We start from the raw sequence: 22518 nt of genomic DNA, 5'->3' as shown, positions 1-22518 counted from the left end.
GGGATTGATTTTCATGACAGTAGTAACCGACATGCTTATACCTCGAGACATGCTGATACTTCTTGGAGTAAAACGATGGAGAGTCTTGTACCTATTGAAAGTGTTTCACTAGCAGTGGATATTCGGGGACGAATTTCGTCATCGGAGTTGACTACTCAGAAGCCATGTTGGAAGGTGCAAAGGAAAATTGTAGAGAGTATTCGAATGTTGCTTTTCGAAAGGGGGACGCTTTGCGAACTGAATTACATAGCGAACAATGTGATTTGGTGCTTGAAGGGCCTTGATCCATCATTTAACGGATTTGGATGCTTGTTTTCAAGAGGCTTATCGTATTCTAGAGCCAAATGGCTATTTCGTTGTCCAAGATCGAACACCAGAAGATTGTTTTCAAATAGGCAGTGAATATCATGTCAGAGGGTATTTGTTTGAACTATTCCCACGGTTGCAGGATATAGAGAGGAAGCGGCGTCACTCAACCCAGGCAGTCACAAGCAGCCTAATTGATGCTGGATTTCATTCTATTGAAGAAGTAAAGTTGTGGGAAACAAGACAAGAGTTCGACACGAAACACCAGCTGCTGGATGATTTGCGTAATAGAACGGGGAGAAGTATTTTGCATGAACTCAATAATCAGGAGTTAAAGCAACTTGTTAACTACGTGGATCAATCCTTGCCATCCAATCAGCCCATAATCGAAAAAGACCGCTGGACAATTTGGAAAGCAGTCAAGTGAATTCCCCGGGGACAGTCCCCAAACAGTAAGAGACCCTATTAGGGACTGACCCCACACCCGCTTGGGGTCAGTCCCTCTGTGAAATTGTTAACATTCTTGTTTCTATTTGGGGAAATGTATGCTATTTTTACATAGGTGATGCACGTGATTATTATGAAGGAACTGCTCTCCGACTTAGCGATTTTGTCTTCTCTGCTATTTTTTTATACGCAAGTGACAAGTACTTCTCCGCTGAGCCGGAGCTCGAGTCGAACGAGAAAAATTATTACAGGCTTATTTGCTGGACTGTTGAGTAATATATTGATGCAATACAGCATGAACATCGGCAACACGATCATTGATTTACGTCATATTCCCATTCTCATTATGGCTTACTATGGAGGTCTTTTGCCCACGTTGTCAGCAGGATTGCTGATAATCTTAGGCCGTTTTCTCTTCGGATTTAATACTTCCTCTTTTGCGGCTATATTCCTGGTGACATTTATTTCTGCTGCCTCTTTATTGATTTCCAGCAAGCAACTCTCAAAAAAGAAAAAGATATTCTGGATGGTCACATTTTCTAATCTCGTCTTTACTGTCCTTGTCTTCTATCTGTTAAATGATATAAAGCTGTTGCTTCATTTGATACCGATTTATTGGGGGGTATCCTACTTAGCAGGGTTCATCTCGTTTTCTATTATCGAATATTTAAGACGGAGCCAAGAACTATTCAATCAATATAAAGCAGAATCAGCCACCGATGGTTTGACAGGGCTGAATAATTTCAGGAAGTTTGATGAGGTATTCAATCAGTTATTGTTCAACCAGGAAAGAACAAATGAAAAGATTTCACTCCTATATATCGATATTGACTATTTCAAGAAGATAAATGACACGTATGGCCAGGCAGAAGGGGATATTGTCTTAAAAGAGTTAGCCAGCATTTTAAAGAGCTCGACTAGATCGTTTGATATCGTCAGCTGGAATGGAGGGGAAGAGTTCACTGCAATTTTACGGGATTGCGGACTTAACCAGGCAATCGAAATTAGTGAACTGATCCGTAAGAATGTCGAGGATTTCACCTTTATTCTAAATTCCGGTGCTCAAATAAATATCACCGTATCCATAGGGATTGCCAATATTGATGAAACAACCAAACGCGCAGCTGATTTAATTGACGATGCGGACAAAGCACTTTATCAAGCGAAAAGGAACGGCCGTAACCGAGTATATGTGTCCCAATGAGAAAGAGAGGGACAGTCCCTTTTACTTATTGGGGACTGTCCCCCTATTCCGTCCAACAGTTTGGATGAGGGATGGTGTAATATACTAAAGGAAAAGGGGGAAAGGTGTGATGTGAGTGAACTCACACGAACGAACATTGAATGAACTGAAGCGTGTTGTGGAAAAGACGATGCCACATCATGATGTGACAGTATATTTATTTGAATCATGGGCAAGAATGCAGCAAAAGCAGAGTTCTGATATTGATATCGCTATTGACGCCGAGCGTCCTATTTCCCCTGCTCTTAAGCAAAGATTGCCTGATACTCTTGAAAATAGTAGGATTCCTTATTATATAGAAGTCGTTGAGTTAGCGGAAGCCAAGGACTCTTTAAAGCAAAACATCCTGGATGCCCGAACCTGGATGATGAACAAAATCGGAAACGGCCATCCCCGGAATACGAAAAGTTTCTTTTTGTAGATAAAGTAGCAAGCTACTCAATCAAATCAATTACTTCTGCAGGATTAGCAGAACCCAACTCCTCCAAACGAAGAAGCGTCACAAAAATCTGTAAGAGCCACTTTATATTAACAACTACAATTGTATTAACACACATAAGTCAGAAAAACATATATGGTATTGCTATATATATTTTTTCGATATATAATAAGTATTAAGGGGGGAGGGAACTAACAATGGAGAATGATAAATGGCAACTACAATTTAAAAAAGGGGTCATAGAATTAATTATAATGCTACTGATTAAAAAAAAACCCCTATATGGTTATGAGATAACATCCACATTGAAAGACACTACGTATCTAAGTTTGTCAGAGGGTTCAATATATCCCATACTTAAAAGATTAGAAAATAATAATTGGTCATACTCTTTCTGGGATAATCCAGAAACAGGTCCACGCCGGAAGTTTTATCAACTTACAGACAAAGGCGAAGAACTTCTTGAAAATCGAATAAAAATATTAAACGAGTCATCAAATATAATAAAATCATTAAAGGGGGTGTAGTTGTTTGTGTTCATCTATAAATGAATATTTAAATAAATTATCATATAATCTAAATGTATTGCCGGAAGAAGAAAGAAAAAATATTCTAAAGGAGATTGAAGTTCATTTAGAAGATAAAATAAATGCATTAAAAAAAGATGGATATAGTTATGATGTGGCTGTTAACAAAGTGTTAAGTGAATTCCAGTCACCTAAGTCCCTTTCCAAAGAGTACTTAGATGAATACGATGAAACTAAAATCCAGCAAAAACCCACTATTTCATTTTTTCTTTTAAATATAGGAATACTTGGACTAGGAGTTTTATCCGTACCTATTCTGGAAAAAGAGTTAGAATTAGCTTGGATAACATTAGGGATTCCCCAAGTAATTTGTGGCTTAGTTGCACTTCTTTTATTTAGTAAAAGAGACACTTTTAATCTGTTTTTTTTGAAAACTGCTCCAAAAATCTTATTGTCCTTGTATTTCCCTATGTCTTTACTTTTTCTATGGATATCTTTTAATGAAAACAATGGAATAGTTAATTTTTCAATATTCTATATATTAATATATTGGTTAACTCTCTTAATTTATTATTTAGTGATTAAAAGAGCTAAACGGAAATGCCAAATGAACTGACGCAAGGTCAGTTAGGTTTCAAAATGTATTACTTTAAAAAGACAAACAGTTACAGGACCTTAACTTATCCTGTAACTGTTTGTCTCTTGTTCCTTAGTATTTTAGTATAGTTTTGCTTATATTAACATAATCCTGCACTCCAAACAGTACTACAAGCTGACGAACATACAGTGAATAGTGCACTACCAGCACCAGGTCCAGCAGCAAATGATGCTACACATCCAGACATACAAGCTATTTGACCAGAGAAGCTACAAGCAAATTTGTACCAGAAACTGTCTTTGTCAACATCAAAAGTAGTTACTCCCTCATATACACTATAATGAGTTGTTCCGTTCTCTAAGTTTCCTTCACTAAAATCTTCATAACTAAACTCTTTATGAATCATAAGCTGTCCAGTCTCATCAAAGTCTTTATAATCAACTGTGTCAGCATCAACTTCAAAATAACTTAATTTCAAAACTTTTTTACTGTCTTTTTCAACGAATACAGTTATCAAATCATAATCAATTTCTTCCATAGAGTTCTCAAATAAGCTAGTAACTTGGAGAACCTCTCCATTTGCATATTCACTTTCACCTAAATTTATTACCTTACTTTTATCAGCATTAATAGAGTCATGATCAACGTTATTTTCAAAAACAGAGTCTGTCTCTATAGCGCTAAGAGTTTCAATTTTTTCTTCACCTTCGATTTGAGAAAGTCCCTCTTCATTAATTTCATCACCATTACAGCCACAATCATTATCTGCATCAGAAGTGGAAGCAACTGCGGATAAGGGACTACTGGATAGTAACATAAATACCATACTAAGTAGCATAAAAAGTTTTAAACTTCTGCTATTAGATAGATTTTTGAATGTTTTTCTCATTACAAGCACCCTTTCTGTAATTTTAGAGATAAAAAGTCAATCAGAAAACTGAAACCTTAACTATAAATTTTACGCCTCCTTCCATATAAATTATAAATAAATTGTAACATTCTGAAAAAATAATTTAAATTACTTTTTTCAAAAAATTGGTGGAAAAGTAAATCAAATGAAAACAAACAGGAATTCCCTTTAGGTTTTAAAGAACCAAATCTAAACCACTGTTTCATCAATTTATTATGAATTTTATCGTATTTATAGACTTTTAATTAATACTTAAGTTTTAAAGGTTCAAAGGGTGGATGGCGGTGTTAGAGCCGAAAAACCGCTGTTCTTGTAAAGTACCGGTAATGAATTCTAAAAAAGATAATGTTATATAGCAATCACTAGTCTATCATTAACAATGCAGAACTTACCTTCATACAATCGAGTCTGGGATGGTGGGGGGAATACCGTACGTAATATGGATAAGTCGCTACTCTGCACACCTTCTTATGCCGGTCTCCCGTCTACTAAAGACCTCTTACACACTACGAGAACGTTTATATTAAGAATTAGTAGTAGAAACTGATTTGATGAACCGGAATCAGTCATCTCAGGAATTTGTTTCACACTAATATATTTGCCACCTATAAAACTATCAGTATGTCATTTCGCTCGTAGACCTACATATTGTAAATCCTGTCTCTTTTGTTTCTTTTCGCAAATGATCACTCGAGAACATACCTCTCAAGTTATTCGGAAATTATTTCCTATAAGTGTCAACGTTTATTATATTCATCCTCTTTTCTAAAAATTTAGGGACAAATGTTCAAAGTGAAAGGTTTAGCAGATATTTCTTATTTCTGCGGCTAGCGGGACTGCGACTGTATAAATATCACTTGGATGTTGTTGAGTTAATGGAAAGTCGATGGACGTTTTCATAAAGCAAAGCATCCTTCTGGTTATCCAGAATTGCGGGGAAAAACGAATAGCCGGATTATTGCAAAACACGCTTGACCAAATCAAGCGTGTTTTTTGCATGTTTCCAAATCTATTCGCATTTACATGGTGTTAATTTTGCTTTTTTTCCATTCACTTCGCAGCATCCCCATTTTAATGGCATCATAATACTTATTGTCTACTATTCGAGCGTCTCTTATCCTCGCTTCTTCCTTCATGCCGATTTTTTCAGCCACTTTGATCATGCGGACATTTCCTGACCAAGTGGACATACCGAGTCTATGCAAGTCGGTTTGTTGGAACAAGAAGTCAATCCAGCGTTTATAGGCTTCGGTGCCGTAACCGCCGTTCCAATAATCTTTGTCATATATGACAATTCCGGTTTCCAGCCAATTTGTGTTTTTATCAACCCAATAGGCACCTACGTAACCAATCAGCTGATTTTCGACGTAAATGATCAATGAGGCAGGAACGCCAGGAGCAATCGGCTCTTCCCGTCGCCAGCTCACGTCGTATTCTTGTTTACTGACCCTTTCTTCGGGAATGTACGGCCCATTCCACTTTTTTGCAGCCTGTTCTGCCTCTTCATATTTCCAGTAATAAAGTTCATCGATTGCTTGTTGATCAGGCTCTTTAAGGATGACTTTGTCTCCTGTAATTTGTACGATAAGAAACACTTCCTTCTTTAGAGACTTAAGATTAGCCCTTTTAACTCATTCGTCATTTCATCGACCAATTCAGGCCTGCCATGAAATTGGGCAGGGGTGTTTTGGAAGAGTGCGATTTTCCAGTCGGTCCCCTGTTTAGAAGCTATTAATGTTTGGTGAGCGTTGAGGTCCGGGTTGATGGTTTGTTCTTCAGGAGGAATCATCCCGGCTATTGCTCTAAGCATCGCTGTGTTATCGTCGAGATGCCGTACGGACTTTACTTTATATATAAGGAGGAGTAGGATGATCTCTGAATATAGGGGTTAAATGATCCGATATACCCTGAGTTCCTACCGCCAGACTGCCATCAAAGCCAATTAATTCTCCGAGCGGATGAAATAATTCAGCCATTCCTGATGCGTTTCTGTCGTTCCATGCATTGATCAACTGTTTGTACATTGCTTCGATGATTATCGTTCCTTCGCTCATACCAATACCTCCAAATAATTGTTATATCATACATTGCCATAATTCCTCCCTAAAGTCGACAATGAGGAGATGGCATAGTGGGAACTGAATAAAGGGGACTGACCCTAAATGGCTATGGGGTCAGTCCCTAAACCGAGCTCAAATCTGGTTAGGGTAAACGGAAATCCCAATAGGACGGGCCTCCCAATTATAGGGCCAGTCCCCAACACCAGCCAAGGTGTGTCCCCATACGTGAATGGGGACTGTCCCCTTATTCTACTTTATTTCCGCTCTATCTTGGGGAAGAAGAGGGTCAGGGCGAATGTGATGAGTCCGATGGCGAACAGGCCGATATAGACGGCGTGCAATGCTGTGGACAGGGAGTCCTGCAGCTGGACCAGGGCGTTTTCCGGAAGACGGCTGCGCATGGTTTCGTCCAGCAGTGCGTTGGTAGAGCTGCTATCGATGATATCAGAGCCGGCCCCAACGCTGTCCTGCATCAATTGATTCATCCGCATGTTGAGGACACCACCGAGGACTGCTGCACCTAGTGCACTTCCAATGATACGCATGAACATGTTCAAAGAGGTTGCTACACCGCGGGTTTTCCAGTCGACACTGCCTTGAATCGAAACAATAAAGGTAGTGCTGGACAGCCCCATGCCGACACCGACTACAAATGAACTGATCCCTGCATATACAGGCCCTTTGTCTGGATCGAGGAACACAAACAACAGGCCGCCGATGCCAAGAGCGATTCCTCCCAAAATCGCAGTCGGCCTGAAGCCGATTTTCAATACTAAATGGCCGGCGATGGTTGCGGAAATCGGCCAGCCGATTGACATGGTGCATAATGTAAACCCGGCAACGATGGCAGAATAGCCCATCACTGCTTGTACATATGTTGGAAGAAAACTGGATAACCCGATCATCATCATTCCGGATGTCAGGGTTGCCAAATTGGCGATGGTGATCAGTTTGTTATTCCAAATTCCCAATGGCATCATTGGCGCTGTTGCTTTTGTTTCCTGCCAGATAAACAGAAGGGCACCGATGATAAAGACGCCAATCAACGTAAGTATCTGTGGCGAAGTCCAGGCCCAGGCTGCCCCGCCTTGAACAAGGACAACAATCAAAGCAGAAATGGCAATGAAAAACAAGCTCGAGCCAAGGTAGTCGATTGATTTCTTTTCCTTGGTTACATCCTCATGGAAAAATATAATAACACCGATCATCCCGATAATCCCCAACGGAATGTTCATCCAAAAAATCCATGCCCAGTCTGAAAAACGAACAATAAAGCCTCCCAGCAGCGGACCGACAACGGAAGAAATCCCCCAAACGCTGGCCAAATAGCCCTGGATTTTGGAACGTTCTTCGACAGTGTACATATCTCCCACAATGGTCGTGACGATGGGCTGGACCGCACCGGCGCCGAGACCTTGTACCACCCGGAACACGACAAGCATCGTCATCGTCGTGGCAAGTCCGCATAACAGGGAACCCGTCAAAAATATGACGACTCCAATGAGAAATATCGGTTTTCTTCCGAACAAGTCTGATAGTTTTCCGTATATAAGTGTAGTGACCGCCTGCATTAATAGAAAAGCAGAAAAAACCCAACTGTAAACAGAAAAACCGCCAAGGTCTCCGACGATGTTGGGCATCGCCGTCGCGACGATCGTTCCCTCGATTGCAGCCATGAACATGGAGATCACTAAAGCTGCTAGTACGAGCGGCCGTTTCGTTTTACTAGCCGAGGCAGTTTGCGCAAATTCCGACATGACTGTGGCCTTCTTTCGAATATAGTTATCTCTTTAAATGTAATCGGATTAGCAGATAATTGCAAAGAGCACGCTGTAAGGGCACAGGACGAATCACAAACAAAAAAACCACTCGACGACAGCGAGTGGTTAGCTCTATTGCTGTTCATTGTCATTTAGAGCTCTGCGACACCATTTTCCCAAAAGGTTATTTTCCTGTGAACAGCATCCAATTCTGCCTCTATCCCGATTGGGAAAACGTGAGACGGGAAAGTATGCCCGACGTCTACATTTGTCAGGATGGGGATATCCCTGTCACCTATCACTTCCAGCAACAATTCGTGTAATGTAAACGGAGCGTTTAAATCATCAAACTGTTCGTGTTTTCCAACGATTAATCCACTAATTTTATCAAAGATACCAGAAACATTTAACATGCTGAACAGTCTTTCTTCGATTGCCATATCTTTAAAGGAATCTTCGATAAAGAGGATGGAGCCCTGCAGGTCAGGAAAATATTCGGTATTCAGAAAACCTGACATAGTATTTAAGTTGCCGCCAATTAATTTTCCGGTGGCTTTGCCTTCCCGCAAACACGTCCACCCGTTGTTTTTATACATCTTTTTAGCTCGGGTTTGCTTATGCCAATCGAGCATTTCATCCGTCCATTCATCAGGAATTTCCAGCGTATACGGGGCGGATTTTTGCATGGCGGCCACATCTTGAAAAAATTCTAATCCTTTTGGAAGCATTTCAGGATACTCGCCGAAGGAAGGGACAATCGCGGGCCCATAAAACGTGACCAGTCCAGTTTTAGCATAAATGCCTAACAACAGTGCTGTTACGTCGCTATATCCCATTACAATTTTCGGATTATCCTTCAAAAGGGTGTAATCGAGATAAGGCAATAAAGAGTTCGAGTTGGTACCACCTATCGTACTGATGATCGCTTTAATTTCGTCATCATAAAAAAATGCATTGATTTCCTCTGCTCTGTCTTTTATCGTTCCGGAACGGTAAGCCTGCTGATGAGAAGAACACTTTCCTTCTACCACCTGGTAACCAAGTTTCTGTAATTGTCCCAGACCTCTTTGATAACGTTGTTTGAAATAAACAGGTGCAGGGGAAGATGGAGTGATGATTCCTATCTTATCTCCCTTTTTTAACCGTATTGGTTTGACCATATAGCAGGCTCCTTTCCATTAAAATAAAATTCCGAAAGTAATCATTACGATAAAAAGATGATAAGTAAGGCGCTGTTCGTTAAGACGATTTATAGCCGGTCTTTTAGAGAAAGAGAGAATGGGTCCGACAAACCAGACGATTACAAGAAAGAGATGGCGAGCCATACAAAAAGATTGTCGGAATACCTTTCTTTTAAATCTTCGGCCGATATAAGCTCGTTACAGGAACCATTATAACACCGGTTGAAACTAGGCGAGGGAGCCAGTCAGGGTGTTTTTTATTCCCTCTGTCCGTCTTTGTCTTTTTTAAATTATTTCCCCGGAAATTGTCAAAAGTTTATTTGATTACTATATGCTCAATAGTAGCCAACGGGATTTTTAAAAGCGAGTTTTTTAGAAACCCTGGAACCAAATTCACATTTTTTAGTTCCTCCAGTGGAACCCATTGATAGATAAGTCTATTGCCTTCTTCCCCATAAAAAGTATCGATCTCAACTTTTATGGAATCTGGCGGTGTAACATGATAATACATCCCGATTTCATGGAAATCCTGCTCATTATATTTGAAAAAGTTTTCTGTCACCCATAGTAAGTTACGTACTCCTATGTCCCAGCCGAGTTCTTCTTTGAGTTCCCGTTGCACTGTTGTTTGGGAATCCTCAAGAACTTCCACTCTACCGCCTGGTAGTGCCCAATGGCTTTCATTCACTTGCCTGTGCAACAGGACATGATCTTTTTTAATTAATACAGCTGCAGCACGATAGTTAAATACTGCATGTTCGACTTGAAAGGTTGCATCCATCTCTAATCCCCATTTCCAATGGTTTAGTCTTTCTTCTGATCAAGCTTTTGCTGCAAGTATTCCTGGGATTTTCCTTTTGGAATGCTGAGATTTTCCCAGTCCGAATCTTTTACCAGCTTGCCAATATAGACCATTTGGCCGATATGGGAAGCATAGTGCGCCAGCTGTCTTTCAATCGCATCGATAACTAAGAGACCCTCTCCACGGATATGAACGGTTTTCAATAAATCGGATTCTGTTAAGCCTTTTAATGCATCAAATAAAGTTTTCCAACCGCGCTCCCATATCTCCAGGAGTTCTGATTTCGATGAAACGGTATCCTCAAATTCGCCGTCCCGGTTTCTATCCTGTTTTTCGCCGTCGGAATTTAAAAAGTCCGTCCATCTCGAAACCATATTCCCGCTCAGATGCTTGACGAGAACGGCGACGTTATTGGTTTCAGGATTGTAGGTCCAGTGAATATCCTTCTCTGAGAGTTGATTCATCGTTTTTTCTCCAAGACTTTTAATGCTTTGGAAACGTAGAATAATAATGTTTAAGTATTCATCTCCAAGATTCATTGTTTTCCTCCCTTTTCTTTTTCCTTTTAACAACTATTATCCACCAATAGACGAGATATAGATAGCCAATCACCCATAAATAATCCCAAATCATACCGTCCTGTAAAGACAATAGGAGATGTCCCCGTGCACCTGGCCCACGACCGCTTTGAACGTAGTGCTCCAATACTTCGAGCAAAATGCAGACGCCTATCGCAGTGATGGAGCTTTTGGCATTTTTGTGAAGGATTAGACTAATTACTGCTGCAGGCAGTGTCAACCAGGGTAAATACATCGTCAAGACGATGCGAACCAGCAGTGCAAAAAGATAGGAGTAACCAAAAAGAGTCTCAGGGCCTATAAAAAGAATGGCTAGAACAAGGGTGCCAGCCCCGAAAATCCCCAGCCAAATCAGACATCCCCATTTGAATTTTTGTTTCACCCGATTGGTCTCAGTTATTAATGGATCCTCGTTAGCCATCAACCGTTATACTTCCTTTCGTTTTAAAAAAATAGCAATTCTTAGAAAAAGCTGACGACCATAATCGCAAACGATATAAGAAACGTCAAAATAACCAAACAAACGATAATAGGGGCGATATATTTCAAATAGCCGGGTTCATTTTTTCTAAATCCGACAAAGCTGAAAACCAGACTGAGAATCCCGGTGATAATTGCGGTGAAAAATAATACTTGGATCAGGACGACCAACATACCTTCGGGCTGTTCAGGGGCTATGGCATACGACGCAAAAATAGCTGCTGCACCAATGATGGCCAGAATGGCAGACCATTTACTATAGGGTTTATTCATGTATAGAATCCTTTCGTGAATTTGCATCTTTCTTCTTACGAATCCCCGCTAGTAAAACAAAAAGGCCGATCAGAAAAAACAATGGGAATAGATAGAACATGATCATTGCGGCCCAGCCACTTTTTACGAGTACTGCATACGTCAATCCCAATCCAAAAGCTAACGATGGGGAAATAACCAGCATAATCGTAAATCCCCAAATCTTGTATTTCTTCTTTTTCGGTTTGCCTTCACTAAATTGATAAGCGATGGCAGCTGCCAGTAGGGCGATAAGATAACCTGTGAAAATTGCCATTCGAATGTTACCTCCTTTATTCACTTTCCATGGCGTTTTCTCTTACGGAAGAAGAGAATAGCCAGCAGGATAACCAGGACAATCAGTACTAGATAAACAACACGGGCGTAGGCCTCCATCGAGTGTGCGATTTCTTGCCAAGAAGCTCCGAGGGACGCCCCGACATATACCAGTACGACATTCCAAATCAAAGTGCCTGCGGTTGTTAGCAGCAAAAATACCGCCGTATTCATGTTGGACATGCCAGCCGGTATGGAAATCAGACTCCTTACCAGCGGAACAAAGCGGCAGAAGAAAACGGTCCAAGGTCCGTATTTATCAAACCATGAATCTGCTTTATGCAAATCGGATGTTTTCAGACGGAGAAGGTGCCCCCACCGATTTACTATCTTTTCTAAACGGGAAACGTCTAGCTGGAGGCCGATTATATAAAGAACGATCGCTCCAAGGACAGAGCCTGCTGTGGCGGAGAGGACGACACCTGTTTTGGTTAAGTCGGAAGTGGTCGTTAAAAATCCGCCAAAAGAAAGAATTATTTCTGAAGGAATAGGGGGAAAAATGTTTTCGCACGCAATTAAAAACATGATTCCCATGTAACCAAATTTATCTACGATATCTATAAGCCAGTTCTCCATACGTTTCTCCTTATCTATCAGAAAACGACAAGTATGATCACTCCTGTTTTCCCATCTTTATATTTTCTGTGATTTTTTTGCTTTATAAGAGGAGACAAATGTAATGGTTGCCCCTAGTATAATAATTCCTATGCAAGCAAAGTAAGAGATACCCCATACAGGTCCTTGTCCGAATCCACTGATTGAACGATCTGCTAGCAGTGACAACAGTACAATGATATAACCGAACCATTGCATCGCTTGATAATCATTTTCCTTCCGCACGATGGACTGTCTCCTTTTCTAAAATTTTAATTTTCGAGCTATTGATCTGATTTTAACATAAAATTACAATTGATTTTCACAGGAGGAAAGAAAATCCCCATAAAAAAAGACCAAATCACCTGGTGATTTGGTCTGATAGGATTGGCCGGGTCAGTTCATTCGTTTAAACCGTTGCGGTTTCTTTTTTATGGTTTTTCTTAATCGGTGTGTGGTTGCGCAGGTAAGGCATGGCCCATCTGTCCAAGCCATATTTACCAGCATTGGCTCCTGCTACGATGACGAAGATGGCAAGCAAAATCATTTGGCCGTTGGTGCTGACGGTTCCACTGAACAGGAATGCGAAGTTCATGACCATGCCCATCAAGGTTGCAAAGTTGGTCAATAATCCAAGAATCAAGGCGATACCGACTAGTACTTCACCCCACATGACAAGGAAAGAGAAGAGCGTTGCATTTGGCAGTGCGACGTGTTCAAGGAATGTTGCCCACCATCCTTGGACGGCTGGATGTTCACCTGTTGCAGAAGCAATGGCCCCTTGCAGGAATCCGCTGGCGTCAAATCCACCGCCTGTTAATTTTTCAATACCTGCGTGAAGGAATTGGTAACCAAGGTAAATCCGGATGACAGCTAACAGACCAGCGACAAGATTGTTTTTTCTCAATAGTTCTAGCATAGTAGAACACTCCTTTTTTAAATAAGATAAGGGCTATAAATTTTGCTCAACATTTCACATTACTTTTTACAAGATCTTGTTTATTTCTTATTACACTTATATCTTATCATGGTTTGGAGAGAAGCAAAGACTTTTGTGAACAATTTCACATTATAGTCAAAAAGATATGGCTAAATTGTGAAATTGTTCACATTAACCCTAAGACGGAGGGAGAAACCGTCGTTACTCCCTATCTAAGCCTTTTTTTCATTACTCTTCTGATTAATATCAAACAAAGTTGGTTGGGCGGACAGATAAGAAACGCTATCTTCTAAATCGGGATCTTCGATATATACGAGAAGCTGCCCTTCATTCAACCGGTCAATGTATTGTTCTTTTTCTTCTGGGCTAATGTTGAATTTGTCCAGTACCTTTTCTTCGACAGCTTTATCCGAAAAAAGGGAAGCGAATTTTTCCCTGGTGGCTCCTTGTACGGTTTTATATTGAATATTGGCCAGTTCGTTCAACATACCGGCGTCTTCTTTTTGTTGGGAAACAACCCAAATATGATATTCTGGTATTCCGTTCGCTTTGATTTCTTTTATTCTTTCAAAAGCTGCATCTTCTGTAGGGAAGGCCTCCAGTTTGTGATATTCCTCCATGCGATACACCCTCCTTATTTTTAGTCGTACCATGCCCAGTGTGGGGACGCATTGCTTATTTCCATGAATTCTATCCAATTGCCGTCCGGGTCGGAAACCCAACATTGATAGTTGTCGTCTTTGCCGCGCTTTGGCTCGCTATCCAGTTTGATTCCCTTTTCTTTTAGTTGGTTGGCTGTTTTTTCGATATCAGTCACTTCCAAACATAAATGGTGGAAGCCTATCCGGTTTGCATCTGCTTCTGGTCGGTTATCCCCGCCATAAAACAGTTCGATAAATTGTCCTGTGCCAACCTTAATATACTCGATCCACGGATTTCCATTATCATCCTTAATCCCGAATACATGCTGGAATTGAAGAGTACCACAATAAAAGTCGAGCGAAAGTTCCATGTCTTCCACAGTTAGGGCCAAATGACCGATTCCTTTGATCATGACTACTACCTCCTGAGGGGGATACTTGTTGATAATCGTTTTCCCTCTTTCTGCAAAAAATAACAACTGTCTTAAATAAGTAAGGGGAGAAGGCGGCTGGGGAGTAATCACTACGACTTCTTTTCTGCTACATGATAGAATAATAGTAATATAAGAAAAGGGGTGGCGCAGTGAAGAAGATCAAATTGGGAACAAGTGACTTACATACAGGAGAGGTTTCGCTTGGGTGCATGCGGATGGACAAGCTGTCCAGTCAGGATGCTGCCAATGTCATTGAAAATGCAGTGGAGCATGGAGTGGATTTATTTGACCATGCCGATATATACGGCGGCGGTAAATCGGAAGAAGTCTTTGCCGGTGCTTTGAAGGAGACGTCCATCAACCGTAAGGATATCGTGATTCAAACGAAGTGTGGTATCAGGAACGGATTTTTTGATTTTTCCAAGCAGCATATCCTTGACTCGGTAGATGGTAGTCTAGAACGCCTGGATACAGATTATATTGATATTCTGCTGCTCCACCGGCCGGATGCGTTGATGGAGGCGGAGGAAGTGGCTGAGGCCTTTGCCAAGCTAAAAGAAAGCGGAAAGGTCCGTCATTTCGGTGTCAGCAACCAAAATCCGATGCAAATCGAACTGCTGAAAAAATACTTGCAAGATGATTTGATCATCAACCAGTTGCAACTAAGTCTTATGTTCACCCCAATGATTGATGCCGGCCTAAATGTGAACATGCAGCACGACCCGGCGGTTGTCAGGGACAGCAGTATTCTGGATTACAGCCGGTTGAATGAGATGACGATCCAAGCATGGTCACCATTCCAATTTGGAATGTTCGAGGGAGTGTTTGTCGGGAATGACAAGTTTCCTGATTTGAATGCGAAACTTCAAGAACTGGCTGAGAAAAAAGGGGTAACCGACTCTGCTATCGCAATTGCCTGGATTTTACGACATCCAGCTAACATCCAGCCTGTTGTCGGAACGATGAATGTACAGCGTCTTGCCGGAATCGCCAAAGCATCAGACGTTGAGCTGACAAGAGAAGAATGGTATGAGCTTTACCGGGCGGCAGGGAATAAACTGCCATAAAACAAAGACCGAACGATAGGAACAGATTCATTTATAGAGGAAATGTACGAATTACACGCGAATTCCCAGACCAAGTCACATGAGATTTGGTCTTTTTTTCTCTTATATCACATTATGAGGGGGCATTTTATGGACTCGTTTAATGTAATCATGCTTCTTTGGCAAACGTGTTTAGCGGTTTCCATTGCTACTTTCCTTTTCGGAATCTATAAGAAATCCTGGGTTTTGTTGTTGATTAGCTTCATCTGCTCTATCCCAATAGCTTGTTATTTTTATGGAGCGGAAAACGGATGGAGGCTAATCAGTTTTATCCCCTTTTTCTTGTTCGTGTTGGTAGTTATTTTTCGAAATAGAAGGTTTTCAAACAAAAAGTAGAACGATGTGTCCCTTATGGGATTGTGATGGATAGGATATGAGTATATTATTGTCGACCTCGTTAGAGTAACGAGTAGTAGTCGGCGATTTTTAAAAGTACTACCAAAAAACAGGACACTTAACGATGGACATTTGTATAACCTGCCCGCTCCATTCTAATAAGAATCCCCCTTCGATTGGAGGTTTTCTCACCGTTCCAACTGAAGGGGGATTTTATCTAATCTATTTTGTCTCCATCAACTCATTACATGAAAGACGAAGTTAAACAAAAACAAGCCGGCGATGACATACAAGGCCAGAGAGACTTCCTTCGCTTTTCCGATGGCAATTTTCAAAATCGGATAAAGGATGAAGCCGACCGCGATTCCATCTGCAATACTGTAAGTGAATGGAATCATGGCGATGATGAAAAAGGCTGGGAAGCTTTCGCTTAAGTCTTCCAAGTTCAGGTGACGGATATTTTCCAGCATCAATCCTCCGATAATCATCAAAATCGGGGCGATTGCGCTGTCGGGAATGAGCTTGATGACTGGAATGAAAAACGCTGACAGTAAAAACAGTGTCCCTGTTGTTACGGTAGTCAATCCCGTTCTTCCCCCAGCGGCCATCCCAGCAGCAGTTTCCACGGTTGCAACAGTGGGACTGGTGCCGAACAAGCCGGACAATGCTGCGGACACAGAATTTGCCTGGAATGCGCGGGAAAACTTTTCCGGTCGGTTGATAAAGTTCACATGTCCATGGGTGAGTCCGATATTTTCAAACACAAGGACCATGGTGATCAAAAACACGGCAATCCAAAAAGTTAGCGATAAGATGTTCGCAAAGGACATTGCTCCGAAAACATCCATGTATTCCCCGAAGGAGAAAGATGTTTCTCCAGCTGCCTGCACGTTGATCAGGCCGAACATCCATGCAATCAATGTGCCGGCAACTACCGTAATCAGGAAGTTACCCGGAACATTTCTAATGAACAGGATGATGGCAATCAAAAAGGTCAGAATCGTGGCAAGTACCTGGGGGTCCCCCAGCTCGCCGAGCATGATAATCGAATTCGTTCCTTTTTCGACCAACCCGCCTTTTTCCAGTCCGATCAGCATCAAAAACAATCCGAGTCCGACTGTTATCGCCTCTTTTAACGACTGGGGAATTGCTTCACTTAACGTTTTCGCAAACCTGGTGAATGCAATGAACATGAACAACAAGCCGGAAACAAATACGACGGCCAACGCTTCCTGCCAGGTGACGCCCATCGATTGAACGATGGTATAGGAAAACAAGGCGTTGATTCCCATTCCTGGCACTAGCAAAATCGGCACGTTCGCATAAAAACCCATGATAAAGCAGCCGGCGACCGAAGCGGCGATTGTTGCTAAAATGGCTGCTTCCAGCGGTATTCCCGCCTCCGATAAAATCAGGGAATTGACGGCAATGATATAGACAATCGCAAAAAAGCCGATCAATCCTGCCATCACTTCCCGTTTTACCGTCGTCTCATTCTGCTCAAGCTCAAAGAGTCGCTTAAACCAATTATGTTTCATGGCGGTCTATCCTATTAAATTAGCCCTCTCCCTACCCGCTCGTCCTGTTTTAAAACAGGGAGCCACAAGACAGCATTGTAACAGATTATTACCTTATTGCCAATGGCTCAGCTTGCCAGCAACAGAGAAACCGTACAAGCGGCCCGTTTATCTTCAACCTTTAGTTGAAGCAGATGAATGACCTCTTATGTTCTCCACATATGCTATATATGAATACGCTCTCATCAGTTGATATTAAAGTGATTTTGTCAGAGAATGTCAGGTCAGAAAAAATGTCCGTTAAATTTTGAAAATGGTATTGTCATCCACCGGAACAGTGGAGTATAATAAGCCTTCCGTGTAAATTGTAACTCTGAGTCTATGACTTTCTTTTTAACAATGGTTTTTTACTACGTATGAAATTAGTTCTTACTAAACTATGAAAAATGAGATTGCTAATATTACGTTGCGGAAGTAACCTTCGCTGATGATCTGTTTGCTACGCTTCTAAAATCGTGGTAACTGGATGGTCTTAAGTTCCCAATCATTTTGTGAAAAACCTTGATAATTGTTATATACGAGGGGACAATCTTGTAAAAGCCCCATAAATTATAAGTAGAAAGCATTACTGCATGAACATCATTGTTGTTACGGCTATGGCAATCTGTAAGCAGGGGAGTTTGATACGATGACTTGGAAAATTTCGAGAACTTCATTAGATGAAAACAATTTGTTGTTGAATGAGAGTCTGTTTGCCCTTGGAAATGGTTATCTGGGAGTAAGAGGAAACTTCGAGGAAGGCTATCGGGAAGACATTCGTTCCATTCGCGGCACTTATATAAATGCATTTCATGATCAAACGGAAATCAGCTATGGAGAGAAATTGCATGCTTTTCCGGATTCTCAACAAAAGCTGGTCAATATCATCGATGCGCAGAGCGTTAGAATCGAAATAGATGGCGAGCGGTTTTCTTTGTTTGCCGGGAATATACTCGGTTATGAGCAGCATCTCCATTTTGATGAAGGTTTTTCCGAGCGGATTATTGACTGGGTTTCTCCAGCGGGAAAAGAAGTGAAACTCCATTTCCGGCGATTGATTTCTTTTGCCCTGAAAGAATTATTCTTGATGGACATAAAAGTAGAACCAATCAGCGAAATCAAAGAGATTAAGATTGTTTCTTCGCTTAATGGCGATGTCTCCAATTATACAGATGAAAAGGACCCACGGATTGCTTCAGGCCATGCAAAACGCACTTTTGTCAAAGAAGCTGGCCAGCAAGACACATACAGTATTGTCCGCAGTGAAACCATGGTGACGAAGCTGGAGGTTTCCTGTGTAACGGAGACCGTTGTCGATGCAGCGGCAGGATACCAGTATGAAAAAAAAATAGGCGAAAATGCTGTGGAAGAAACGTATAGTTGTAACGGAAGCGGTTCAATCCGATTCACGAAGTTCAACATTTACACTGACACGTTGCGGCATAAGGAAAAACTGGTGGAGACAGGAATCGGCTTGCTTAAGAAAATAAAAGGTGCCGTTTTTGAAGATTTCCTTATTGAACAAACGGCATACCTGGATAACTTTTGGCGCAATTCCGACGTAACGATTTCAGGGGATGAAGAACTGCAGGAAGGCATTCGTTTTAATCTATTTCAGCTGCTGCAGTCGGTCGGGAAGGATCCGGTCAGCAACATTTCAGCGAAAGGACTCTCCGGAGAGGGATATGAAGGGCACTACTTCTGGGATACGGAAATCTATATGTTTCCGGTCTTTTTGATGACCAATCCCGATTTGGCTAAAAATCTGCTTATCCAGCGCTATTCCACATTGGACAGTGCCAGACAGCGTGCCCTGGAAATGGGGCACAATAAGGGTGCTTTATTCCCGTGGCGGACGATCACCGGTACCGAATCTTCCGCGTTTTTCCCGGCCGGTACAGCGCAGTATCATATTAGTGCTGATATTGCTTATAGTTACATTCAATATTTCCTGGCAACGACAGATGTCGACTTTCTGAAGGAATATATGGCGGAGGTCCTTTTCGAAACAGCGCGGCTGTGGATGGAGACCGGCCATATGTATGAAGGACAGTTCCGTATTGACAATGTTACTGGTCCGGATGAATATACGTGTATCGTCAACAACAATTACTATACCAATGTCATGGCTAAACACAATTTAACCTGGGCTGTAAAGGCGTATAAACTGATGGAAGAAATAGACGATGTCCTGCTCGGCGAGCTGAAGGCCGCTTTGTCCCTCAATGAACAAGAGGTAAGCGAGTGGGCATTGGCTGGCGAAAACATGTATTTGCCTTATGATGAAAAGTTGGGCATCAATGCCCAGGACGATACCTTTTTGCAAAAGCGGCGCTGGGATTTACCGGGCACGCCAAAGGAGAAATTCCCTTTACTGTTGAACTATCATCCTTTGACGCTTTATCGTTATCAAGTATGCAAGCAGGCCGACACGGTTCTCGGTCATTTTCTGCTGGAGGATGAGCAGGATCTGGAGACCATCCAAAAGTCGTACGATTATTATGAACAAGTGACTACCCATGACTCATCCTTGTCATACTGTATATTCAGCATCATGGCATCAAAGCTTGGATATCAGCAGAAGGCGTATGACTATTTCATGAAAACGGCGCGCCTTGATTTGGATAATATGCATGGCAATACGAAGGATGGATTGCATATGGCCAACATGGGCGGAACCTGGATGGCGATCGTCTATGGTTTTGCTGGACTGCGATTGAAAGAGACCGGGTTATCCTTTTCACCGGTTATTCCGAAAAATTGGGAAACGGCTTCCTTCAATTTGCAATTCCAAAACAGACTGTTGTCGGTCACCATGGAGAAAGACGGGGTTTCCTATTGGTTGAAATCCGGGGAAGCACTGACCTTCCGCCACTTTAACCAGGACGTGTCATTGCAAAGCGGCCAGTCGGTCAAAATCAGTACAGACAGCGGAGAACCGGACAGAAGTTTGGCAGTTGTGTAATCTTATAAGTTGAGGATAAGCAGGAATGCGATATTTCGTATTCCTGCTTTTTAAATGCATTCAATATACTTCATAAGTTTGTCCAGTTTGTTTTCCTTCCACGCTTTTTTTATAGGCAAGGCTCACACGTGAGGAAGGAACCGCTTCGAATCCCGGGAAAAAGTCGCCATACTTTTCTAGAGATTCTTGCAAAACATTTGGACTTACGTTATTAATACGAATCCCCCTTGGCATTTCAATTGCTGAAGCTTTTACAAATGCCTTAACACCGCCGTTTGCCATGGCTGCGGACACTCCCTTTGGAATCGGGTCATCCATCATCACGCCTGTTGTCAGAGTAAAGCTGCCGCCGTCGTTTACATGGTCGATCCCCAAAAGCACCAAATTCACTTGGCCTTTCAGTTTACTGCTGATTGCCACCTCATTTAACTCTGGAGTCAGTTCCGTAACGGGAGCAAAGCTTGCCCCTCCTGAAGCGTTGATGACTGCATCGACTTTTCCAATTTTTTCATACATATCCTTTATACTATCTGTGGATTGAAGATCCACCTGAACATCAGCGCCATTTCGACCAGCGCGGATTATTTCATGCTTTTTTTCCAATTCTTTGGCGACTGCCGTTCCAATCGTCCCGCTTGCCCCGACAATAAGTATTTTCACTTTTATCACTTCTTTCTGGATTATTTCCCTTGCATTATAACACAGGAGAAAAATTGATTTTTCTAACGTCGCAGCAGCGCTATTTTTGTTGTCAGCAGTTTGGTAATAAGCAATTCCATTCATCCTTTTTCTGTAAAGGTTTATAATAAAAGGACAGGCATCTAGGCCTAATGACACAGAAAGAAGGAATACTCATGAATTACCAAAACATAACCGTAGCCGGAAGCGGCGTATTGGGAAGCCAAATAGCCTACCAGACTGCTTACAAAGGATTTAATGTATTTGTATATGACATCAATGAGGAAGCACTTGAGAAAGCGAAAGAGAGAATTCGCAACCTAAAGGGCAGTTATCAGGAAGATTTGGGAGCAGCAGAGGCAGAGTTGGATGCTGCTTACAATCGCATTTCATTTAGTTCGGATTTAGCAGAAGCAGCAGAAAATGCAGATCTTGTCATTGAAGCGATTCCGGAAGTGGTCGATATTAAAACGAAATTTTATAATCAGTTGGGAGAAGCGGCACCGGAAAAAACGGTTTTTGCGACCAACTCTTCTACCTTGCTGCCAAGCCAGTTTGCAGAAGCAACAGGCCGTCCGGAGAAATTTCTTGCCCTGCACTTTGCCAATGAAATCTGGAAGAACAATACGGCAGAGATCATGAAGCACCCTGGAACAAATAACCGGTATTTTGAAGAAGTAATTGACTTTGCGAAAGCCATCGGAATGGTTGCTTTGCCATTACATAAGGAGCAGCCAGGATATATCCTGAATTCGCTTCTGGTTCCGTTGCTGGATGCTGCAGAATTGCTATTGTCCAATGAAGTGGCCGACGTTGAAACCATCGACAAAACATGGATGATTGCAACCGGAGCTCCTAAAGGACCGTTTGCCATTTTAGATGTTGTCGGAATTACGACTTCCTATAACATTGTCAAAGCGAAAGCAGACAAAACAGGCGATCCGCAGTTCAAAAAACTGGCGGAGCTGTTGAAAACGGAGTATATCGATAAAGGAAAATTGGGAGCGGCAACCGGAGAAGGGTTCTATACCTATCCTAATCCGAGCTATGAGCAACCAGGATTTTTAGACAATTGATTTATAGCCAGAAGTGGGTGTCAACATCCGCTTCTGGTTATTTTTCTTCCATTTAAATTCCTCTAAACGGTAGGAGATAAGTCCTGCACTCCATACATTTATCCCCTTAACGTAATACCTTTTAACTGTTTTCTGAAAATTCATATAATAAAAGTTGAGGAATTTTTGTCGTGTCTTTTATAATGAACTCGATATATGTAAGCGCTTCACCAGATAGGGGGTGAAAAGGAAAGA

At 41.7% G+C, this 22518-nt stretch carries 25 protein-coding genes and 1 pseudogene; 9 read left to right on the top strand and 17 right to left on the bottom strand.

Annotation, left to right across the window (positions count from 1 at the left end; genetic code table 11):
• Positions 1 to 164 precede the first annotated feature (164 nt).
• The 6 genes from BLR82_RS21560 (at position 165) to BLR82_RS10370 (ending at position 3578) form a co-directional block, all read left to right on the top strand.
• A complete protein-coding gene (locus BLR82_RS21560; RefSeq protein ID WP_342721472.1) occupies positions 165 to 284 on the top strand; it encodes a class I SAM-dependent methyltransferase in 120 nt (39 codons plus the stop codon).
• Positions 281 to 733 (top strand): class I SAM-dependent methyltransferase, encoded by a 453-nt coding sequence (locus BLR82_RS21555; RefSeq protein WP_342721470.1) that lies wholly within the window; start codon positions 281 to 283, stop codon positions 731 to 733. Before BLR82_RS21560 ends, BLR82_RS21555 begins: the two co-directional genes overlap by 4 nt.
• 153 nt (positions 734 to 886) lie before the next feature.
• A complete protein-coding gene (locus BLR82_RS10385; RefSeq protein WP_245693768.1) occupies positions 887 to 1957 on the top strand; it encodes a GGDEF domain-containing protein in 1071 nt (356 codons plus the stop codon).
• A gap of 115 nt (positions 1958 to 2072) precedes the next feature.
• The gene (locus BLR82_RS10380) at positions 2073 to 2417 is read left to right on the top strand and encodes a nucleotidyltransferase family protein (protein ID WP_074598922.1); all 345 of its coding nucleotides are present in this window, start codon (positions 2073 to 2075) and stop codon (positions 2415 to 2417) included.
• Between the two features lie 215 nt (positions 2418 to 2632).
• Positions 2633 to 2962, top strand: a complete 330-nt coding sequence (locus BLR82_RS10375; protein WP_074598920.1) for a PadR family transcriptional regulator — start codon at positions 2633 to 2635, stop codon at positions 2960 to 2962.
• 4 nt (positions 2963 to 2966) lie between these two features.
• Positions 2967 to 3578 (top strand): DUF1700 domain-containing protein, encoded by a 612-nt coding sequence (locus BLR82_RS10370; protein WP_074598918.1) that lies wholly within the window; start codon positions 2967 to 2969, stop codon positions 3576 to 3578.
• Between the two features lie 121 nt (positions 3579 to 3699).
• Here the strand turns inward: BLR82_RS10370 and BLR82_RS10365 are convergent, their stop codons facing one another.
• From BLR82_RS10365 to BLR82_RS10295, 15 genes and pseudogenes are all read right to left on the bottom strand, one after another.
• Positions 3700 to 4449 (bottom strand): putative immunity/bacteriocin fusion bifunctional protein, encoded by a 750-nt coding sequence (locus BLR82_RS10365; RefSeq protein ID WP_074598916.1) that lies wholly within the window; start codon positions 4447 to 4449, stop codon positions 3700 to 3702.
• 1040 nt (positions 4450 to 5489) lie between these two features.
• Positions 5490 to 6056 (bottom strand): GNAT family N-acetyltransferase, encoded by a 567-nt coding sequence (locus BLR82_RS10360; RefSeq protein ID WP_074599141.1) that lies wholly within the window; start codon positions 6054 to 6056, stop codon positions 5490 to 5492.
• Positions 6057 to 6073: 17 nt separating this feature from the next.
• A pseudogene (locus BLR82_RS10355) lies at positions 6074 to 6524 on the bottom strand (SgcJ/EcaC family oxidoreductase).
• 260 nt (positions 6525 to 6784) lie between these two features.
• The gene (locus BLR82_RS10350; protein WP_074598914.1) at positions 6785 to 8287 is read right to left on the bottom strand and encodes an MDR family MFS transporter; all 1503 of its coding nucleotides are present in this window, start codon (positions 8285 to 8287) and stop codon (positions 6785 to 6787) included.
• A 155-nt stretch (positions 8288 to 8442) separates the two neighbouring features.
• Positions 8443 to 9450, bottom strand: coding sequence for a S66 family peptidase (locus BLR82_RS10345; RefSeq protein ID WP_074598912.1), 1008 nt, complete (start codon positions 9448 to 9450; stop codon positions 8443 to 8445).
• 337 nt (positions 9451 to 9787) lie between these two features.
• Positions 9788 to 10252 (bottom strand): NUDIX hydrolase, encoded by a 465-nt coding sequence (locus tag BLR82_RS10340; RefSeq protein WP_074598910.1) that lies wholly within the window; start codon positions 10250 to 10252, stop codon positions 9788 to 9790.
• 23 nt (positions 10253 to 10275) lie between these two features.
• Complete coding sequence (locus tag BLR82_RS10335) at positions 10276 to 10812, bottom strand: DUF1572 family protein (RefSeq protein ID WP_074598908.1); 537 nt, start codon at positions 10810 to 10812, stop codon at positions 10276 to 10278.
• On the bottom strand, positions 10796 to 11272 hold the full coding sequence (locus tag BLR82_RS10330; RefSeq protein WP_074598906.1) for a hypothetical protein: 477 nt from the start codon (positions 11270 to 11272) through the stop codon (positions 10796 to 10798). The genes BLR82_RS10335 and BLR82_RS10330 overlap by 17 nt, the downstream gene beginning before the upstream one ends.
• A gap of 41 nt (positions 11273 to 11313) precedes the next feature.
• On the bottom strand, positions 11314 to 11604 hold the full coding sequence (locus BLR82_RS10325) for a hypothetical protein (RefSeq protein WP_074598904.1): 291 nt from the start codon (positions 11602 to 11604) through the stop codon (positions 11314 to 11316).
• The gene (locus BLR82_RS10320; protein WP_074598902.1) at positions 11597 to 11899 is read right to left on the bottom strand and encodes a hypothetical protein; all 303 of its coding nucleotides are present in this window, start codon (positions 11897 to 11899) and stop codon (positions 11597 to 11599) included. The genes BLR82_RS10325 and BLR82_RS10320 overlap by 8 nt, the downstream gene beginning before the upstream one ends.
• Before the next feature lie 20 nt (positions 11900 to 11919).
• Positions 11920 to 12534 (bottom strand): DedA family protein, encoded by a 615-nt coding sequence (locus BLR82_RS10315; protein WP_074598900.1) that lies wholly within the window; start codon positions 12532 to 12534, stop codon positions 11920 to 11922.
• Between the two features lie 57 nt (positions 12535 to 12591).
• Positions 12592 to 12798 carry a hypothetical protein gene (locus BLR82_RS10310; RefSeq protein WP_074598898.1) on the bottom strand — a complete coding sequence of 69 codons (207 nt, stop codon included), beginning with the start codon at positions 12796 to 12798 and terminating at the stop codon, positions 12592 to 12594.
• 163 nt (positions 12799 to 12961) lie between these two features.
• Positions 12962 to 13471 (bottom strand): DoxX family protein, encoded by a 510-nt coding sequence (locus BLR82_RS10305; protein WP_074598896.1) that lies wholly within the window; start codon positions 13469 to 13471, stop codon positions 12962 to 12964.
• Between the two features lie 233 nt (positions 13472 to 13704).
• Entirely contained in the window at positions 13705 to 14112 is a 408-nt protein-coding gene (locus BLR82_RS10300) for a general stress protein (RefSeq protein WP_074598894.1), read from the bottom strand.
• Positions 14113 to 14132: 20 nt separating this feature from the next.
• Entirely contained in the window at positions 14133 to 14546 is a 414-nt protein-coding gene (locus tag BLR82_RS10295; RefSeq protein WP_074598892.1) for a VOC family protein, read from the bottom strand.
• Between the two features lie 170 nt (positions 14547 to 14716).
• Here BLR82_RS10295 and BLR82_RS10290 point away from each other — a divergent pair, with 170 nt between their 5' ends.
• On the top strand, positions 14717 to 15634 hold the full coding sequence (locus tag BLR82_RS10290) for an aldo/keto reductase (protein WP_074598890.1): 918 nt from the start codon (positions 14717 to 14719) through the stop codon (positions 15632 to 15634).
• Between the two features lie 611 nt (positions 15635 to 16245).
• Here the strand turns inward: BLR82_RS10290 and BLR82_RS10280 are convergent.
• A complete protein-coding gene (locus BLR82_RS10280) occupies positions 16246 to 17547 on the bottom strand; it encodes an NCS2 family permease (RefSeq protein ID WP_074598886.1) in 1302 nt (433 codons plus the stop codon).
• Between the two features lie 667 nt (positions 17548 to 18214).
• On the opposite strand from BLR82_RS10280, the gene BLR82_RS10275 reads away from it, so the two are divergent.
• A complete protein-coding gene (locus BLR82_RS10275; RefSeq protein WP_074598884.1) occupies positions 18215 to 20530 on the top strand; it encodes a glycoside hydrolase family 65 protein in 2316 nt (771 codons plus the stop codon).
• A 60-nt stretch (positions 20531 to 20590) separates the two neighbouring features.
• Here the strand turns inward: BLR82_RS10275 and BLR82_RS10270 are convergent, their stop codons facing one another.
• Positions 20591 to 21190 (bottom strand): short chain dehydrogenase, encoded by a 600-nt coding sequence (locus tag BLR82_RS10270; protein WP_074599139.1) that lies wholly within the window; start codon positions 21188 to 21190, stop codon positions 20591 to 20593.
• A gap of 194 nt (positions 21191 to 21384) precedes the next feature.
• Here BLR82_RS10270 and BLR82_RS10265 point away from each other — a divergent pair, with 194 nt between their 5' ends.
• Positions 21385 to 22284, top strand: coding sequence for a 3-hydroxyacyl-CoA dehydrogenase (locus BLR82_RS10265; RefSeq protein WP_074598882.1), 900 nt, complete (start codon positions 21385 to 21387; stop codon positions 22282 to 22284).
• The last annotated feature ends 234 nt before the right edge of the window (positions 22285 to 22518 follow it).

The sequence above is a fragment of the Sediminibacillus halophilus genome (assembly GCF_900103695.1).
Taxonomy (GTDB): domain Bacteria; phylum Bacillota; class Bacilli; order Bacillales; family Amphibacillaceae; genus Sediminibacillus; species Sediminibacillus halophilus.
The sequence above is the reverse complement of the archived record's forward strand: the minus strand, read 5'-3'. Positions and strand labels throughout refer to the sequence as shown.

Excerpts from the sequence above, each read along its gene's own strand:
- BLR82_RS10365 (WP_074598916.1), bottom strand. The coding sequence starts at position 4,449 with ATGAGAAAAACATTCAAAAATCTATCTAATAGCAGAAGTTTAAAACTT.
- BLR82_RS10305 (WP_074598896.1), bottom strand. The coding sequence starts at position 13,471 with ATGCTAGAACTATTGAGAAAAAACAATCTTGTCGCTGGTCTGTTAGCT.
- BLR82_RS10280 (WP_074598886.1), bottom strand. The coding sequence starts at position 17,547 with ATGAAACATAATTGGTTTAAGCGACTCTTTGAGCTTGAGCAGAATGAG.
- BLR82_RS10295 (WP_074598892.1), bottom strand. The coding sequence starts at position 14,546 with ATGATCAAAGGAATCGGTCATTTGGCCCTAACTGTGGAAGACATGGAA.
- BLR82_RS10320 (WP_074598902.1), bottom strand. The coding sequence starts at position 11,899 with ATGGCAATTTTCACAGGTTATCTTATCGCCCTACTGGCAGCTGCCATC.
- BLR82_RS10375 (WP_074598920.1), top strand. The coding sequence starts at position 2,633 with ATGGAGAATGATAAATGGCAACTACAATTTAAAAAAGGGGTCATAGAA.
- BLR82_RS10330 (WP_074598906.1), bottom strand. The coding sequence starts at position 11,272 with ATGGCTAACGAGGATCCATTAATAACTGAGACCAATCGGGTGAAACAA.
- BLR82_RS10350 (WP_074598914.1), bottom strand. The coding sequence starts at position 8,287 with ATGTCGGAATTTGCGCAAACTGCCTCGGCTAGTAAAACGAAACGGCCG.
- BLR82_RS10335 (WP_074598908.1), bottom strand. The coding sequence starts at position 10,812 with ATGAATCTTGGAGATGAATACTTAAACATTATTATTCTACGTTTCCAA.
- BLR82_RS10385 (WP_245693768.1), top strand. The coding sequence starts at position 887 with ATGAAGGAACTGCTCTCCGACTTAGCGATTTTGTCTTCTCTGCTATTT.
- BLR82_RS10265 (WP_074598882.1), top strand. The coding sequence starts at position 21,385 with ATGAATTACCAAAACATAACCGTAGCCGGAAGCGGCGTATTGGGAAGC.
- BLR82_RS10315 (WP_074598900.1), bottom strand. The coding sequence starts at position 12,534 with ATGGAGAACTGGCTTATAGATATCGTAGATAAATTTGGTTACATGGGA.
- BLR82_RS10325 (WP_074598904.1), bottom strand. The coding sequence starts at position 11,604 with ATGAATAAACCCTATAGTAAATGGTCTGCCATTCTGGCCATCATTGGT.
- BLR82_RS21560 (WP_342721472.1), top strand. The coding sequence starts at position 165 with ATGTTGGAAGGTGCAAAGGAAAATTGTAGAGAGTATTCGAATGTTGCT.
- BLR82_RS10345 (WP_074598912.1), bottom strand. The coding sequence starts at position 9,450 with ATGGTCAAACCAATACGGTTAAAAAAGGGAGATAAGATAGGAATCATC.
- BLR82_RS10275 (WP_074598884.1), top strand. The coding sequence starts at position 18,215 with ATGACTTGGAAAATTTCGAGAACTTCATTAGATGAAAACAATTTGTTG.
- BLR82_RS10300 (WP_074598894.1), bottom strand. The coding sequence starts at position 14,112 with ATGGAGGAATATCACAAACTGGAGGCCTTCCCTACAGAAGATGCAGCT.
- BLR82_RS10340 (WP_074598910.1), bottom strand. The coding sequence starts at position 10,252 with ATGGATGCAACCTTTCAAGTCGAACATGCAGTATTTAACTATCGTGCT.